Source organism: Candidatus Defluviilinea proxima (assembly GCA_016721115.1).
In the GTDB taxonomy this organism is placed as follows: Bacteria; Chloroflexota; Anaerolineae; order Anaerolineales; family Villigracilaceae; genus Defluviilinea; species Defluviilinea proxima.
This window is the reverse complement of sequence record JADKIW010000001.1, coordinates 3,232,622-3,250,982: the sequence shown is the minus strand read 5'-3', so window position 1 is coordinate 3,250,982 and position 18,361 is coordinate 3,232,622. Positions and strand designations below refer to the sequence as shown.

At 49.6% G+C, this 18,361-nt stretch carries 10 protein-coding genes; 5 read left to right on the top strand and 5 right to left on the bottom strand.

All coding sequences use genetic code 11. The features are described from left to right. Positions 1-86: 86 nt before the first annotated feature. Positions 87-6,548: a M4 family metallopeptidase gene (locus IPP66_15060; protein MBK9926593.1), complete on the bottom strand. Its 6,462-nt coding sequence runs from the start codon at positions 6,546-6,548 to the stop codon at positions 87-89. Next, positions 6,509-10,024 carry a hypothetical protein gene (locus IPP66_15055; GenBank protein ID MBK9926592.1) on the bottom strand — a complete coding sequence of 1,172 codons (3,516 nt, stop codon included), beginning with the start codon at positions 10,022-10,024 and terminating at the stop codon, positions 6,509-6,511. The genes IPP66_15060 and IPP66_15055 overlap by 40 nt, the downstream gene beginning before the upstream one ends. A 358-nt stretch (positions 10,025-10,382) precedes the next feature. Here IPP66_15055 and IPP66_15050 point away from each other — a divergent pair, with 358 nt between their 5' ends. The 3 genes from IPP66_15050 to IPP66_15040 all read left to right on the top strand — a co-directional run bounded on the left by IPP66_15050 (position 10,383) and on the right by IPP66_15040 (position 13,086). Continuing rightward, positions 10,383-10,787 carry a hypothetical protein gene (locus IPP66_15050; protein ID MBK9926591.1) on the top strand — a complete coding sequence of 135 codons (405 nt, stop codon included), beginning with the start codon at positions 10,383-10,385 and terminating at the stop codon, positions 10,785-10,787. A 163-nt stretch (positions 10,788-10,950) separates the two neighbouring features. Beyond that, on the top strand, positions 10,951-11,325 hold the full coding sequence (locus IPP66_15045) for a roadblock/LC7 domain-containing protein (protein ID MBK9926590.1): 375 nt from the start codon (positions 10,951-10,953) through the stop codon (positions 11,323-11,325). Between the two features lie 132 nt (positions 11,326-11,457). Then, complete coding sequence (locus tag IPP66_15040; GenBank protein ID MBK9926589.1) at positions 11,458-13,086, top strand: CTP synthase; 1,629 nt, start codon at positions 11,458-11,460, stop codon at positions 13,084-13,086. A gap of 54 nt (positions 13,087-13,140) precedes the next feature. On the opposite strand, the gene IPP66_15035 is transcribed toward IPP66_15040, so the two are convergent. Further along, complete coding sequence (locus IPP66_15035; GenBank protein ID MBK9926588.1) at positions 13,141-14,382, bottom strand: SUMF1/EgtB/PvdO family nonheme iron enzyme; 1,242 nt, start codon at positions 14,380-14,382, stop codon at positions 13,141-13,143. A 65-nt stretch (positions 14,383-14,447) separates the two neighbouring features. Between IPP66_15035 and IPP66_15030 the strand changes: the two genes are divergently transcribed. Further along, positions 14,448-15,269, top strand: coding sequence for a PD-(D/E)XK nuclease family protein (locus tag IPP66_15030; protein MBK9926587.1), 822 nt, complete (start codon positions 14,448-14,450; stop codon positions 15,267-15,269). Between the two features lie 39 nt (positions 15,270-15,308). Here the strand turns inward: IPP66_15030 and IPP66_15025 are convergent, their stop codons facing one another. Then, entirely contained in the window at positions 15,309-16,190 is an 882-nt protein-coding gene (locus IPP66_15025; protein MBK9926586.1) for a phosphodiester glycosidase family protein, read from the bottom strand. Between the two features lie 243 nt (positions 16,191-16,433). On the opposite strand from IPP66_15025, the gene IPP66_15020 reads away from it, so the two are divergent. Continuing rightward, positions 16,434-17,369, top strand: coding sequence for a GGDEF domain-containing protein (locus IPP66_15020; protein MBK9926585.1), 936 nt, complete (start codon positions 16,434-16,436; stop codon positions 17,367-17,369). Between the two features lie 86 nt (positions 17,370-17,455). On the opposite strand, the gene IPP66_15015 is transcribed toward IPP66_15020, so the two are convergent. Then, the gene (locus IPP66_15015) at positions 17,456-18,337 is read right to left on the bottom strand and encodes a DUF1385 domain-containing protein (protein MBK9926584.1); all 882 of its coding nucleotides are present in this window, start codon (positions 18,335-18,337) and stop codon (positions 17,456-17,458) included. Positions 18,338-18,361: the final 24 nt, after the last annotated feature.

Sequence of the window (18,361 nt, the reverse complement as noted above, 5' to 3'; positions counted from 1 at the left end):
TTGAGTCTGTCACGTAATAACAAAGCAGGGCAGGCTTGAACGCCTGCCCTTGTGAGGTGCACTAACTCAAACTCTTCCGTACTTTTTTACGGTGCGGCGATCACCAACTCTGTGGTCATCCCCACATCATCCAACGAAGTGTACCAGTAGTCGGTCGTCAGGCCTTCTGTCGGGATCCCCAGGATCTCGTTGAAACTGCTCAGGTACTTCGTTCTCTCACTCGTGAACACCTTCACTCCGTTCGTGCTCACTACTCGCACTGGTCCTCCGTTGATCCCATACCGCGGGAACACTCTCTGCCCCGGCAGGATCGAGTACGGTGTCGTGTTCTTCTTCACCCCGCCGATGTATACATCCACTTCCGCTGTCTCTGTCTCACTCGGGTTCCCGATCACCAGGTACGTGATCATGCTGGCATCATCCAATGAGGTGAACCAGAGCTCGGTCGAGGTTTGAGCTATCGGGTATCCCAATACTTCATTGAAGCTGTTCCCATACTTCGTTCTCTCACTCGTGAACACCTTCACTCCGTTCGTGCTCACCACTCGTACCGGTCCTCCGTTGATCCCATACCGAGGGAACACTCTCTGCCCAGGTAGGATCGAGTACGGTGTCGTGTTCTTCTTCACCCCTCCGATGTACACATCTACCAATGCGGTCTCCGTCTCGCTCGGGTTCCCGATCACCAGGTACGTGATCATCCCCGCATCGTCATAGCTCGTGAACCAGAACTCTGTGTCCAGTTGGGTCGAGGGGAACCCCATCACTTCGTTGAAGCTGTTCCCATACTTCGTTCTCTCGCTCGTGAACACACTCACTCCGTTCGTGCTCACCACTCGCACTGGCCCGCCATTGATCCCATAGCGCGGGTACACTCGCTGCCCAGGCGGGATCGAGTACGGTGTTGTGTTCTTCTTCACTCCGCCGATGTACACATCCACTTCCGCTGTCTCTGTCTCACTCGGGTTCCCGATCACCAGGTACGTGATCATCCCCGCATCGTCCAATGAGGTGAACCAGTATTCGGTCGTCAGTTGATCCGCGGGGAATCCTACGATCGAGTTGAAGCTGCTCCCGTAGATCGCTCTTTGGCTCGTGAACATCGCCATCCCGTTCGTGCTTCTCACTCGCACCGGTCCGCCGTTGATTCCGTACCGATTTGTTATACGTCCGCTTGGTGCAACGGTGTAGTTCTTTGGCGGATTACTCCCGATCGTGACTCCAACATTTGCAGATTTAGTGATTGTGTAAGTCTCACCACCTGTAAAATTTCCATTTCCTGTACCCACCCCACCAAGCGGATTATTCGCCGCGTCTTTGATACTGTCGTCATCCACCATATCCAAACGGATGGTGCCATTGCCGGAGCCGGTGTTCACTGTGACGATATACGTATTTCCAGAGCCGCTCACGCCTGTGATAGATGCGCCTGTGACACCGGTGGTGGTCAAGGTGAAGTCGGTTGTGTCCACACCGGTGACGGCTTCCGAGAAAATCACAGTAAAGTCCACATCAGTGAAAGAAGTATATTCCGCTCCTATGCGGCGAATCGAAGAGATATTTGGTGGAACTGTATCTTCAGGCATACATTGATAGATAATGACATCATCCACCCACCATCCCCAAGCATAGCCTAATGCATCGAGTCCCATTCGCCAGCGGAATGTAACCGTTTGTCCTGCCAGGGAAGCCAGATTCAAGCGGGTACTGATATAGCCATGACTGGAGCCCACAAACGCAGACCGTCCCTGCAAAGGATTTCCTGCTGGACTGGTACGAATTGTGCCTTTATAGCCGTTAAAATCGATCAAAGACTCAGCGTCGTGCCATGTTGCACCGCCATCAACACTGTATTCCAGCACACCGCCATCATCGTAATACCCCGACGCTTCATAAGCTTCAAAATCATAGGCATGTGCAAAGTGTAAGTAAACATCGTTGGGAATCGTGACAGCAACCAGTATCGCGCTTGCATCTGTCACATCGCCCGGATAATCATCGGCAAATAAGAAGTGATTGCCCGAATGTGCATAGCGCCCATAGGGGGAGTCAAGCTGCCAGCGTGGGTATGCCCCATTGTCGAAGGTCCAATTTCCTCTTCCCGATTCCAGATCGTCAGAGAAGACATTTACCCGGACACCTCCCTGATCGCAGTAGGGCACGTCGGCATTGAAGTTTGCGATTGGCTGCCCATTCATTTCCACAGCGTCAATGGCGTTCTTTACTTCTGAGCAATCCGCGGTTGTGATCCCCTTTTGACCAATCAAGTCCGAGCAAGCCTGCTGGATTGCATAGTACAAATCTGAGTAATCTGACCCAGAGGAAAGCAGGTGGGTATTCACCTCATAATAAATGGCAATCGTCTTGTCCCAGCCAATCGCCGCCACTGTCTTCCCATTGAAACTCCCCCCTTCGACCATCAAGAAAACAGCTTTGTTATTAATACCACTGTTGGAATGAACGCCACCATTGTCACTTGTGTCTATATAGTAATTGCTGCTGGTCATCTGATCTGGATCGCCATAGACAGTCGGATCACTCATATTACGAAGAGCGCCCAGATCGAGAACATCCTCACCTATCAGCCATTTAACTGCACTCGTATCATTTCCTTTTCCATTGGTTTGGTCATAGTATTCTCCCCACAAATCCGAAAAGGATTCATTGATGGCGCCAGATTGATAGTAATAGAAAAGGTCGGATTCATATTGTGTGACACCGTGCGTTAGTTCATGAGCCACAACGTCATCTGCCAGAGGAAAATCGTAGGTGTCTCCATAGACCATTTGTGAACCATTCCACGCAGCATTTGCATACGCATCACTGTAATGAACACTTGAGATAATTGTCATTCCAGCGTTGTTGATACTGTTCCGGGAATGTTCGATCGCATATAAGGAGTAGGTCCCTGTCGCAAATTCATGCGCAGCATCTGCATGTCCGTCAAACCCATTTGTGCAACCAGGCTTGGATTGATTGCATAGGAACGTACCTGGCAGACTGATGTAGTTATTTGCCGTATAGGTTTGAATTTTAGTATCTATGGCAAGAGTTGAATTGCCTAGGATGAAGCTGGCAGGCATGCTCACACCATTCACTGTGGCTACAATAGAATATCTACCACCAATGCTGTTGGCCGAAAACGCAGCCGAAGTCGCAAACCCATTTACATCTGTCACGGCTGTAGAAATGTTTGTGCCTGTATCTGTAAATATCGCACTCGCTCCCTGATACGGAGCAGTAAACGTGACTGGCTCTCCTTGAATGCTGTTACCATCTTCATCCAAAACTAGGACGATTAATCTAGACAATGCCGCGCCGTTAGTCACAAGTAGTTGAGGAGATCCTTCATAGGCAATAATGTACTGAGGAGTTGTACCCGTCGCGGAATATTCAATAGCACCAATATCGCAACCCTCCCCTGCCGGGCGTATACCCCCACGTTGATCGACAGGCGGACATTGGAATGAATCCCCTGCATCAATTGCTGGACTGCTGTTCAAGAGTGGATGGAAACCGCTTGTGAATAAAGGCAGCAATTGGGGGTCTACACCTACCCGATCCGTCCCGGCAGGGATAAAGGGATAACTGGAATCTCGGCAGACGGGAACAGAACCGAATAGATTGTGGCCCAGGGATGACATGGTGCGTTTTTCTCCGTTGCAGTCACCGCGGGGATTGCCAGCCAGAATGCTGTTCCCGATTTCAAGATTTCCTTTGTAGGGGTTCGCAATCGAAATTGCCTCTGTTCCGCCATTGTTTGTGATCGTGGAATATTGAATTCTGACTGTTCCCTCGATAAGACTAATGGCACTGCCAGAATAGACATAGCCATCTGTGTCTCCGGCATGGTTACCGCTAATTGTCGTGTTCGAAATAATTGAAGTTCCAGAATAGTTGTAAATGCCATTGTTGTTGTTGATGGATGCGCCCTGGTCAAAGTGCAGGGTGCCTGAATTCTCGTGATAAATACCGAATTTACTTTTTTGAATAATAAATCTTGAAATATAGACATCGGCACCACTTACTGAAAGACCATTCGAAGTTGGATTACCCTGAATGGTCGAATAACCGGTCTGTGCGCTAAAGGTGCTGTCCCAGCCGCCCAAGAGCGTCAAGCTTTTGGAGATAACCGTTGGCGGATACATTTCAGCCGCAATCAGGATAGGATCTCCGGTTCCAGCTTTCGCCATCGCACTTTCGAGAGTGAGGCATGGAGCGGTCGGCAAACTACAGGAATTGGTATCGTTCCCTGTGGAGGCAACGAACCAGGCGACATTCGTCAGGCTAAAGTTCACTGCCCCTGCCACGCTGGAGACAGAAACAGTAACGTTGTAGCTGCCCATCTGTGAGTTGGCAGTAAATGGCGAGGAAGTGGCAATCCCGTTTTCATTGGTCGTTACAATAGTGGTATTGTTCTGCGTATCCGCAAACGTACCACTTGGCCCAGAGGCAGGCGCCGTGAAGGTGACGGCTGCTCCAGGGACCGGATTGCCGCCAGCATCGACGAGAAAGACAGTAAACGGCTGACGGAAGGGCAGAGACGGGGCTGTATGCTGATTCGATCCCGACAGAACTCCCAGGGAGATAGCTGGCCCGGGAGCTGTATATTCGACCGCTCCGATATCGCAGGCGGCTCCTGTTGGACGTGTAACGCCGCGTTGATCGGTGGCGGGGCAGGTGGCTGGATCCGCCCGATTCACTGCCAGACTGGTGGAGGCGAGGACATGATACCCAAAGGACAGCAAGGGAGAGAGCCCGGGATCCACATCTACCAGATCGCTGGGATCCGGTGCAAAACTAGATACGCTGACACAAGCCGGATAGCGGCCAAAAATGTTATGCCCCATGGAAATCATTTTCGAATTTTCGACGTAACAATCTCCAACGCTATTTCCCGCCAGAATGCTGTTCCCGATTTCAATCGAGACAGTGCTGCTATTGTCACCGTAGACCGCATAACTGCCACCATTGTTGGCAAGTGTGGAATATTGAATGCGAACTATTCCAGATCGATTGCTAATAGCACTGCCAGGGATACCACTGCTCTGGTTGCCGCTGATGGTCGTGTTTATAAGAAGCGCATTTCCAGTGGCATAATTGTAGAATCCAACCTTGTTGTTGAGCAGGGCACCTTGTTCAAACCTTAAGGTGACTGCGCTGTTATAAACACCATACTTGCTGTTTTGAACGATGAATTTTGAAATGGAGACATTGGCACCACTGGTCGTGATGCCATCCGCAGTCGCGCTGCCCTGCACAATTGAGTATCCGTTCTGAGAAGTGAAGGTGCTATCCCAGCCACCCTGGAGGGTCAGGATCTTGTAAATACTTGCCGGTGCATAGGTTCCCACCGCTATCCGGATGGTATCTCCGTCGGCGGCTTTCGTGACTGCTTTGTTAATCGTAAGACATGGAGCAGCAGGCACACTGCAGGAATTTGAATCATTCCCGGTGGGAGCAACGAACCAGGCGACATTCGCCAGTGCAAAGCTCACCGATCCAGATAAGCCAGGGGATGTCGCTACAACGTTGTAGCTGCCGATCTGGGAATTGGCAGTGAACATTGAGGATGTGGCAATCCCATTGTCATTGGTAGTTGCAACGGTAATGCTGTTTTGTGTATCCTCGAACGTCCCACCTGGACCGGAGGTAGGTGCCGTAAATATGACAGTTACTCCGCTGACCGGACTTCCGGTGTTATCCGTCACATAGACAACCAAGGGAAATTGGAAAGGCAGGGATGGACCGGAATGTTGATCCGATCCCGATACAATTCCAAGGAAAGCGGCTGACCCTGGAGCCATATATTCAAACGCGCCAATGTCGCAAGCCGCGCCTTGTGGACGCGTGGTGCCACGTTGATCGGTGGCGGGGCAGGAGGCAGGATCAGCATGATCCACCGCCGGACTGGTGGAGGCAATAGGATGATAGCCCAACGCAAATAAGGGTAACAACTCAGGATCCACTCCAACCTGATCGGTAGAATCTGGGATAAAACTAGATGGGTCGGAACAGACAGGTGAATTCCCAAAAATATTATGACCCGTGGATGTCATATGTGTGCTTTCGACATCACAATCTCCAGGACCATTTCCCGCTAGAATACTGTTTCCAATTTCAATATATGAATCACTATTAATGTTGTGAATCGCGTAGGAACCAGCATTGCTTGTTATGGTCGTGTATTGAATGTGGACTATCCCATGGACATTACTGATGGCACTGCCGACATAGCTGCCACCTTGATTGCCGCTGATGGTCGTGTTCGTGAAGCTTGTATCTCCACTGGAGTTATATATCCCATTCTTGTTATTGATCAGACCTCCCTGCTCGAAGCTTAATGTACCTCCGTTGTGATAAATACCAAATTTACTGTTTTGAACAACAAATCTTGAAATAGAGACATAGGTGCCACTGGTCGTGATGCCATCCGCAGTTGCGCTGCCTTGGACGATCGAGTAACCAGTCTGCGATGTAAAGGTGCTATCCCAGCCGCCCTGAAGGGTCAGGCTTTTGTAAATACTTGCCGGTGCATAGGCTCCCACTGCAATTTGAATGGCATCCCCATTGACCGCTTTCGTGACTGCTTTGTTAATTGTAAGACATGGAGCAGCAGCACACTGCAGGAATTTGCATCATTCCCGGTGGGAGAAACGAACCAGACAGCATTTGTCAGTGCAAAGCTCACCGATCCAGGTAAGCCGGGGGTTGTCGCTACAACGTTGTAGCTGCCGATCTGGGAATTGGCAGTGAACATTGAGGGTGTGGCAATCCCATTGTCATTGGTAGTTGCAACGGTAATGTTGTTTTGTGTATCATCGAAGGTCCCACCTGGACCGGAGGCAGGCGCGGTGAAGGTGACCGTCGCTCCGCTGATTGGATTGCCGAAGGCATCCGTCACATAGACAGCCAAGGGAAATTGGAAAGGCAGGGATGGACCGGAATGTTGATCCGATCCCGATACAATTCCAAGGAAAGCGGCTAACCCTGGAGCCATATACTCAAACGCGCCAATGTCGCAAGCCGCGCCTTGTGGACGCGTGATGCCACGTTGATCGGTAGCGGGGCAGGAGGCAGGGTCAGCATGACCCACCGCCGGACTGGTGGAGGCAATAGGATGATAGCCCAATGGTAGCAATGGCGAGAGCTGAGGATCCACTCCAACCTGATCGGTAGAATCTGGGACAACACTGGATGAACTGGAACAGACTGGGAAGCGACCAAAAATATTATGACCCGTGGATGTCATGATGTTGCTTCCGATATAACAGTCTCCGCTGGCATTTCCTGCCAGAATACTGTTCCCAATCTCAATGGGGGCGTTGCTACTGGTGTTGTAAATCGCATAACTACCGGTATTATTGGTAATCGTTGAATATTGAATACGAACCGCTCCGATGCCGTTTGCAATAATGGCACTGCCAGATATACTGCTGCTCTGATTGCCGCTGATGGTCGTGTTCGTGAAGCTTGTATCTCCACTGGAGTTATATATCCCATTCTTGTTATTGATCAGACCTCCCTGCTCGAAGCTTAATGTACCTCCGTTGTGATAAATACCAAATTTACTGTTTTGAACGACAAATCTTGAAATAGAGACATAGGTGCCACTGGTTGTGATGCCATCCGCAGTCGCGCTGCCCTGCACAATTGAGTATCCGTTCTGAGAAGTGAAGGCGCTATCCCAGCCGCCCTGGAGGGTCAGACTTTTGGAGATGCTTGCCGGTGCATAGGTTCCCACTGCAATTTGAATGGCATCCCCATTGACCGCTTTCGTGACTGCTTTGTTAATTGTAAGACATGGAGCAGCAGGCACACTGCAGGAATTTGCATCATTCCCGGTGGGAGAAACGAACCAGACAGCATTTGTCAGTGCAAAGCTCACCGATCCAGGTAAGCCGGGGGTTGTCGCTACAACGTTGTAGCTGCCGATCTGGGAATTGGCAGTGAACATTGAGGATGTGGCAATCCCATTGTCATTGGTAGTTGCAACGGTAATGCTGTTTTGTGTATCCTCGAACGTCCCACCTGGACCGGAGACAGGCGCGGTGAAGGTGACCGTCGCTCCGCTGATTGGATTGCCGAAGGCATCCGTCACATAGACAGCCAAGGGAAATTGGAAAGGCAGGGATGGACCGGAATGTTGATCCGATCCCGATACAATTCCAAGGAAAGCGGCTAACCCTGGAGCCATATACTCAAACGCGCCAATGTCGCAAGCCGCGCCTTGTGGACGCGTGATGCTACGTTGATCGGTGGCGGGGCAGGAGGCAGGATCAGCATGATCCACCGCCGGACTGGTGGAGGCAATAGGATGATAGCCCAACGGTAGCAATGTGGATAACTGGGGATCGACCCCAAGCCGGTCAGTGGGATGTGGCACAAAAACACCAAAGCAGGCAGGCGAACGGCCAAAAATGTTATATCCCGTGGATGTCATGTTGCCGCTCGAAACGTAACAGTCCACTTCGGCATTTCCCGCTAGAATACTGTTTTCTATCTCAATGTGGGCGTTGCTGTTTGTACTCCGAATCGCCTGACTACCCCCATTACCTGTGATTGTTGACGACTGTATTTGAATCAACCCATGGACATTGCTAATAGCACTTCCGGCTGGACTAGTGCTCTGGTGTCCGCTGATGGTTGTGTTAACGAAGGTTGTATCTCCATTGTAATTGTAAATCCCATTTTTGTTATTGATCAGACCTCCCTGCTCGAAGCTTAACGTGCCCCCGTTGTGATAAATACCGAATTTACTTTTTTGAACGACAAATCTTGTAATGGATACAACCGTACCACTTGTAGAAATACCATCTACAGTATCACTGCCCTGTATGAAAGAGTGCCTGGACTGTGAAGTAAATGTAACGTCCCAGCCCCCGGAAAGTGTCAGGCTTTTGGAAATGGTCACAGGAGTATATGTTCCGGCCGCTACCACGATAATATCATCCGCTGCTGCTTTATTGATGGCCGCTTGTATTGTTGCACAGGGCAAGGCAGAGGTAGAGCAAGAGTTCAAATCATCGCCTGTGGTTGCTACATACCAGGGGGCACCACCAGTAGCTGTCACTTCGTTTATGGGGGTTTCTCGGGTGGAGATCTCTTCTGTTGGAAGGACAGCGACCGTCGCCGTCAGGGTTTCTGTGGGGATGGATGTTTCAGAAGGGATCGGTGTTTCCGTGAGAACAGGGTCCTCAGAAGGAATGGATGTTTCCGTTGGGAATGTAGTTTCAGGAGGTAAAGGAGTCGGCGTTGGGTCGAGATCTTGGCTTTTCCCTGAACTTCCCGTGAGTTTCCAAGACGTATCCACCTGATTGAAGTGCAAGCTAATGTTGCCTCGCTGCGCATTGACCAACACCAGTTCGCGCACAGGCATGCCTTCATCAATCGGCGTGATCTCCATACGCCAGACAAGTTCCACAGGTCGGGTGCTTGGCTGTAATAGACTCTCATCAAAGACCCACAACTCGGGTTCAGAAACAACAAATTCTTCGGGAGATGCCTGATACCATTTTGCCATCGCTCCAAGAGCGGTTTCTGTCGCTTGCGACGCATCGATCACCGGGTCGGTTAGAAGCGAAAGATTGGGCGATACCTCTCCGTTCATCGAATACAAGTCGCCCTTGTCATTCGTGTTCACGATCAATTCCCCGCCCATCACTGGAATTCCGTTATATTCTTGTTGGTAACGAACAGTCAGACGCCCATCCTCAGCGCGGACAGATTTCATCTCAGACAGATCGCGTGCAGGATTCGTGACCCCAAATTCAGGAGCAAATTTATTTACCAAAGCCCTGCCCGGATCTTGAGGACGAGCAAACGCACCCAAAATTCTGGAAGCCGAAAGCACGCGTCCACTTTCTGGACCTATGAAACTGACCCGACTACTTTGTGCATTGAATTGGCGCCTGATACCATCACCGCTCTGGGCGGATACAGTAACAGGCTGGATGGCTGAGAACAACATATTAAATATTAAGGTAATCGTTATCAGTTTTTGAAACTTATTTTTTATAATCATCTCTGGAAACTCCCTTGGGGAGAAAGAGTGTCCCTCCCTGATAAAATTGCATTATCTGATTAGATAATTACACAAATATTATAAGCAAGATAAATTACTGATTACAAGGTATCAGATGTCACAAATTGGTTACATCTTCCAGGTTTCATCTCTTTAGACTAAAACTCGGTATACTTAACCTAACCCACCAGGAATCATCATGCCCTCTCAGAAGCTGACACACGCGCCAAATTGATTGACCCTGCCCTCCATGCCCGCGGCTGGACCCTGACGGGGATTTGATTCGCCGCGAGGAGACTGCCGGCGTAGTGGAGGTCGTGGATGTTGATAGTTATTCCAAACATCCCCCTGCTTTAAAATGGAATTACGGCATGTACAAGCCTTATTAAAAGACACCGAAAAAGAAGCTGATGCGATTGCGCTGGCAATGCCAAAAGCAAAGGGGATTATCTTCGCAAAGTTGGAGCAACAAGCCGACGAAGTCAACAGACGGTATCAGGCATTGACCACCCACAACGTGAGATTAGAGGAAGCCCTATCCTACGAACTTACAGACCGCAATATAGATAACCTGCTGGAATTCCGCGAAGCCGTCGCGGTAGGGTTGGAGAATCCCACTTTTGAAGATAAAAGGCGATGGTTAGAGATATTACAGACAAAAGTCACAGTAATAAACGGCATCGCAACTATTACTTGTCGGCTAGGAGGCAAGCCGCTTGAATACCGTCTTTTTAAGTTAGAGACTTCAATAGGTCTAACATGAAGCATTAGGACGGTCAAATTTAGGGAAGCAGATACACTTGAATAACAAGTTCTTTACAAATGGTTCACGATATATACGGTGCTATTCTCTTGCATTTTGAAGTATGGTAAACTTTGGCAGACTTCCCCGCTTATAACGGGACTACGCACTCAGGAGATACATTATGTCCAAATCCCGCTCTGACCAAATGGTGGAGCGCCTGCGCAGCATGCAGGCCGCCGCACCCGACATTGAAGCTTCAGCTGTTGTTTCTGTAGACGGCTTGATTATGGCATCTGCCCTGCAACAGGGCGTGGAGGAAGACCGCGTATCGGCCATGTCGGCCGCGATGCTCTCCCTCGGAGAGCGTATTTCCAACGAATTAGGGCGCGCCGGGCTTGAGCAGGTTTATATCAAAGGTGACGCCGGTGCTATTGTTTTGACCTCGGTCGGTGATGAAGCTGTATTGACAGCCTTGGCTCGCCAGGATGCCAAACTAGGCATGATCTTCCTTGAGATGCGGCGTGCGGCCGAAGATCTCACTAAACTGGTCGGATGAACCAACGTCACGGTCAACGACTTTCACACCAAGTATTCCCCGATGGGGAGGGCTTCAACGCCCTCCCCATCTAATTTAACCCCCAGACTACCCCTCTCCTAAAGAAGAGGGGTATTTCATGAAAGGAAGTGTATGACGACAAAATATTTATTCTATACGGGCGGAGTTGTTTCATCAGTTGGCAAGGGCGTGACTGCTGCCGCAACAGGACTTCTTCTCAAAGAGCGCGGCTTCAAAGTGGCCGTGCAAAAACTGGACCCCTATATCAATGTGGATCCGGGCACAATGAGCCCATACCAACATGGAGAGGTGTACGTCCTTGATGACGGCGCAGAAACGGACCTTGATCTTGGGCACTACGAAAGATTCATTGACATACGCCTCAGCCGTTCCAGCAATTTCACCAGCGGACAGATCTATGCAGAGATCATCAGCAAGGAACGTCGCGGTGATTTTCTCGGAGGCACGATTCAAGTTATTCCTCATATCACCAATGAGATCAAGAGACGTGTAGCATCCATCGGTAAAGAGACCGAGGCAGATGTTGTGATCGTCGAGATCGGCGGGACGGTGGGCGATATCGAGTCACAGCCATTTCTCGAAGCATTGAGGCAGTTACGTAACGAGGTCGGACGCGAAAACGTGTACTTCATCCATGTGACATGGCTCCCCTACATCGGCGCGACCGGTGAGATCAAGACCAAACCCACACAACATTCGGTGGCGGCGCTTCGTTCCATCGGTATTTCTCCCAACATGATCATTGCTCGTTCAGATTACCCAATAGACCGTGAACTGTGCGACAAGATCGCTACATTCTGCGATGTGGACAAAGAAGCCGTTGTTCCCATGGTGACAAGCGACGTGTTGTATGAAGTCCCGTTGTTATTGGAACGCGCAGGCGTTGGCGATTATCTGGTTGAAAAGTTGAACATGAAGGCAACCAGTAAACCTGATATGAAGGCATGGGAAAAATTAGTGGAACGTGTACGGAAGGAAAAACCAACGGTCAAAGTAGCATTGGTTGGGAAGTATGTTGAGTTACAAGATGCGTACATGTCCGTGCGTGAGGCGCTAAAACATGCCGCGCTTGCCAATGAAGTGGAAGTGGAGATCGGCTGGGTACATTCCGCCGACCTGGAAAAAGACAAAGGCTGGGAAACTGTTCAAGGTGCTGATGCAATCCTCGTCCCCGGCGGATTCGGGTCACGTGGCATCGAAGGGAAAGTGCTGGCGGCACGATATGCACGTGAGCACAAGGTGCCGTATCTCGGTCTGTGCTTGGGCATGCAGACCATGTGCATTGACTTTGCGCGTGGCGTGCTAAATCACGAAGATGCCAACTCAGCAGAGTTCGACCGAAGCACGGAATACCCGGTCATTGATCTGATGCTCGATCAACGTGACATCACCGATATGGGTGGGACAATGCGGCTTGGGTTGTATCCTTGTGAATTACAAACAGGCTCAAAGGCCGCGGATGCCTATGGTACGGAACTGGTTCAAGAACGTCACCGTCATCGCTTTGAGTTCAATAACAAGTACAAAGAAGATTTTGAAAAGGGAGGCATGATCTTCTCTGGCATGTCGCCGGATGGCAAGCTGGTAGAGATCGCCGAGATCAAGGATCATCCCTTCATGGTGGCGAGCCAATTCCACCCTGAGTTTTTGTCACGCCCGATGAAGCCACATCCGTTGTTTGCGGGTCTCATCAAGGCGGCAAAGGAAAAGCACACGAACGGGAATGGGAAAAAGAAATAGAAAGTAGTTGGCAAATGAAAACCTCTGAGGAATTGACAACTCAGAGGTTTTTCACTACTTTACAGGGCAAATCGCAACCCGAAAGCCAAAATCAATATCTTTATATGGCGGATATTGTGCTGTGCGAACGACACAACGAACAAACTCCTTGTCGCTTTTAAATGACCCACCCCGTAAGACATAATGAGATGAGCCAAGCACGACATCGCTTTCGCGCTCATCGCCAAAAGTGTATGGATAACCTCGCGATAAGCTTCTCGTCCATTCCCAAACATTGCCAGCCATATCGGCCGCGCCGAAGGCGCTATCCCCTTGCGGAGAATATGCACCAACCGGCGTTGTCCCGCCTACACCACTTTCGAGAGAGTTACATCGTCGCGGATCAAAACGGTTCCCCCATGGGAATTCATTCCCTTCTTCACCACGTGCAGCCTTCTCCCACTCTGCTTCAGACGGCAAACGGAACACATATCCTGTCGGCAGGTCATCTGCTTGTTTTTTATTGAGCCAGGCCACAAATCCATGTGCATCAACAAATGAGACGTTCGAAACAGGATGCCTAGCCATATCTTTCTTCATCACAATCGGACTTCCCGTATCACGCACATATAGCGAGTATTCTTGATTTGTGACAGGGTAGCGCCCGATATAAAAATCATAATCCAATTGATAGATGAGATGTTGCGGGCTGGCAAATTCGACATCGTCGGAACCCATGTAAAAATCCCCGCCTTTGACTTTGACAAAGTCCATGCCACCAAAGGTAAAGAATGGACGTCCGCCCGAGGTGAAGCTGGAAGGCTCCGATTCAACAATGACAGGTTTTGACATTGGCGCTGATGGTTCGCTCACAGATTTTGGAAAGTCCACACCCAACTTCTCCGCTCGCAAGCGCAGGGACTTGAACAATTTGCCATCGGAACCATCTGCGAAATAGTCCACCCACTGCCATTGCTGAAACTTGGTTGGAGGCGTACATTCATTCAGCCGCAGCGGAATGATGTAGATCGTGCCATCGGGCTTCTCTTCCGCATAGCTCAACGCACGTTTGAACTCCCTTTGCACATATCCCTCTTTGGCAACCGATTCACTCGAGAGACACACGATGATCATATCCGCTTCGCGCAAGGCCTTTTGGATCTCCAAATCCCAATCCATACCGGGTAAGAGTCGTTCTTCATCCAGCCATGGATCAATCCACGGTTCAGAGTTGAGGCGTGCATACAGCTTGCGAACGGCAGGCTTATCTTGTGACGCATGGCAAAGAAACACTTTGAGTTTACGAGTTACGGTCATGGGCTTCCCCGGGAGTTAGAATTTCAAACATTATACAGGCAAATCGAAATGCTATAATTCAATCAATGCCTACTCAACTCACCACCCTCTCTCAATCCTCACTGCAAGATTACGTGGACTGCCCGCGCCGCTTCCAATTGCGGTATGTCGAAAGGCTATCGTATCCTGCTATTGAGTCCGAGCCGACACTTGAGAACGAGAAACACCAACAAGAGGGAGAATATTTTCATCGTCTTGTACAACAATATTTGATCGGCATTCCTACAGAACAAATCGCAAAGCTTGCAAATACAGTCAACCTGCAAAGGTGGTGGGAGAATTTCGCGGCTAATCCAAACTTCCGAAGTTTTAAAAACTTCGGAAGTCTCCTGTCCGAAGCGACTTTATCCGCCCCGCTCGGCAACTATCGTCTTCTTGCCAAGTACGATCTCATCGCCATCGAAAATGGCAAAGCCACCATCTACGATTGGAAGACCTACCGCAAACGTCCACGCAACGAATTTCTCTCCGCGCGCATGCAAACGCGTGTCTATCGCGCACTGCTTGTACATGCGGCGGCACATCTCAACAACGGTCAAGCCTTCGAACCAGAGCAAGTGGAAATGGTCTATTGGTTCGCAGACTTCCCCAACGAACCCGCGCGATTCACGTACACGTCCGCGCAATATAAACGGGATTGGGACGCATTACTTAAACTTGCGGATGAAATTCACTCCGCCTCTTTCTACCCGCTCACTGATGACGCCACGAAATGCAGTTACTGCCCCTACAGATCCTACTGCGACAGAGGAGTCCGTGCGGGAGATGCAGATCAGGCCGAAGTGGAGATGGAAGCGGAAGAATTGTTCAACGTCAATTTTGAGCAGATCGGGGAGATCGCATTTTAATTCCACACGTAGGGACAGGCAGCTGCCTGTCCCTACGTGTTATTTTATAAACACACCCAAATGATTCGCCACCGGCCTCTCACGGCCAGGGATGTAATTATCGATCGGGGAATTCAAAATGAGGGGTTCGCCATTCTCGCCCTCGATCACCATCGTGGACGAACCGCCTCCATCCAAAGCCATTGCGAAATAAGCCCCCTGCTTTTTCAACAATTCAGCCAACTCGAGAAATGTCGCGCCGTCACTGTAAAAAGGCTGACGTCCATCCACAACAGCGAGGTATACATACCGTCCGTTTTGATTGATACCAATTGCAGTGCGCGGGTCAAGTTCACTGTTATCCAAGCCATCTTCTATTTCCCCTCTGTCAATCAGCATCCTATCGCCTGAAATCGCGAACCAGATATTATCAGGGCGGATATTGAATGACGGGTAATGTTGACGGCTAATGTACAGCGTTGGTTCAACGCCGGGTGTTTCTGGCTGGCCATAAGAATAGATTTTCCCTTTGGAAGCTGTGAAGCCCAGCGGTATAACTAGGTCATCCACATGCGGATAATAGTCTAGCGGGCTACGCGACCACCAAGGGATAAATCCATCGCCATTGATGGCAATTTGTAACCCATAGTCGTTTAGAAACTGGGAAGTGGTCCTTGCCTTCAAGGGGTAGTCCCCTTTTAGGTTCGATGGCGTGACAAGAAACTTGGCATTACTACTCGAACGATCAATGATGATAATATGCGCGATCATGGGGCGTGGTACGAATCGCACAATGCGGCGATATACAACGCCTTCATACAGGGTTTTCTTCATTGGTACCGGCGCGGGTCGTCCGCGGTCGTAGAGGGCATAGGCCCCAGCGCACAGGCCAACGACTAGAAGCGTTCCCAACAGTATCTTTGCAATCTTTTTGATTTTCATAGCTACTCAGATCGTATAACTCACTTTGAAGGCATTATGTTCCATAAAATAAAAATAGATTTTAGGTACCCTCAGTGCCAGACCATAATTTTTTAGCTAATTTTAATTTATGGCCGTGCCTAGGTAATTCGCCACGAACATCTGGCTACAAGCAATTAACTGGAACAGATCGCCAAACACCAGGGGTGCTCCAGTAAGTTTCTTTTGCCGACCAGATGTTAGAATTGCGAAATACTCTTTGCTATGCACATCTCAAAACAGATTGGTTCACGCCTTCTTATCTCTGTAAGCAGCATGGTCCTGTATGCCGTGCTTTTTTTAGCTCTCTCTCCATCTCTGGCTCTGAACGCTGCGGCAATAAATGTGATACCAGCAGCAGTGTTCGGAGTACTTCTGGGAGTAAGGGGTGGCTTCTTGTACTTATTGATTTCTATACCAACCAACTTATTCCTTTTCAACATAATCCAAAGTCCCTATAACCAACTGACCACACACCTTCTCGGAATCAGTACATTCACGCTGGTAAGCATTGGGATTGGTTCAGTGAGAGACATGAGGCATCACAATGATCGAATGCGCAAACAAGCGGCTGAATTGGAGTTGGAGCGCCAGTTACTAAAGGAAGAAATCAAAAGACGAGCTTTTGCAGAAGAAAAATTAACTCATGAGGCCCTTCATGATCCACTCACAGACCTGCCAAATCGCAGATTATTCTTCAGTCGACTGGAACATGCATGCGCCTGGAGCAAGCGAAATCCCGACAGTCTTTGCGCAGTGATGTATCTTGATCTAAATAAGTTCAAAGATATCAACGATAGTTTGGGACACGAGGCTGGCGATCATCTGCTGAAACAGGTCGCTGATCGCCTGAGATTATCGACTCGAGATATTGATACAGTCGCACGTATGGGGGGCGACGAGTTTGCTATCTTGCTTGAAGAAGCTTCTACAGAGAAAGATGTGAAGATCGTTGCTCAACGAATACAAACAAGTCTGATGCTTCCGTATGAATTAAAGGGCGACATGGTCGAAAGTGGAGCCAGCATTGGCATCGTTATGAGTATAGCTGGATACAATCAAATGGACGACATTTTGCGCGATGCTGATATGGCCATGTACAAGGCAAAGGCCAACGGCGGCAACCAATATAGGATATTTGATGTCAAGATGCGGGAATAAGCTTCAAATTTTCTAAACTCAAAAGAGGAAGCGCCCTTTGTAAAGGGCGCTTCCTGATCAAACACTTATTTTAACTTTCTTTTCAACTATACAACAAATTCCTGCTCTGCCTGACGCATCGTCTTGAAGGATTCGATCGCGACCTCGAGCATGGAGTTGTCAGGGTTGCGCGTGGTTAGGGATTGTAGAGCCAGGTTCGGCTTAATTAAGAGGCGCACGAGGGGCGAGTCCAAATGATTGGCAGTCCAGCGTATATATTCCACAGCGAGTCCCGCAATGACCGGGATCAAGAGAATACGGCTGGCCAACCTCCAAGCGATGGTTTGGTCGCCAAGAAGACTATGCACCAAAACGGACAGCAATACGAACGTGAGCATGAAGGCCGTGCCACAACGCGGATGTTCGATGGGATAAGTGGCAACCACATCGGGTGTGAGTTCTGCACCCGCTTCAAAAGCGTTGATTGTCTTATGTTCCGCGCCATGATATCCAAAGAGACGTTTCACATCAGGCATAAGGCCGATACCCCACAAATAGCCGACCAACAAAACGAGGCGCACTAGACCCTCGAGCAAGTTATGCGCGAGCGTATTCCAGCCTAGAAATTGTTCGGCAAGCCCACCGATACCAGCAGGGAGTAAAACGAACAAACCGATGCCAACAGCAAGCGAAGTGCCAAGCGTAAGGTATAAGGCAGGGCCTTCCAGTTTTTCATCTTCGCCTGTTTGCGTGTTCGCAGAAAGTGTGAGCGCTTTCATGCCGAGGCCAAGTGCATCCCACAACAAGATCGTGCCACGTACGAAGGGCATCTTTGCGATACGCGAACGATAGATCTGCGCGAGGTTTTCCTTGTGGACAACGATGTTGCCATCTGGTGCACGCATGGCAATCGCGAAGGCATTCTTTCCGCGCATCATTACGCCTTCGATAACGGCTTGTCCGCCGTATGAGATGATTTTATCTTCCATGAATAATTCCTGTAGGGGCGGGGT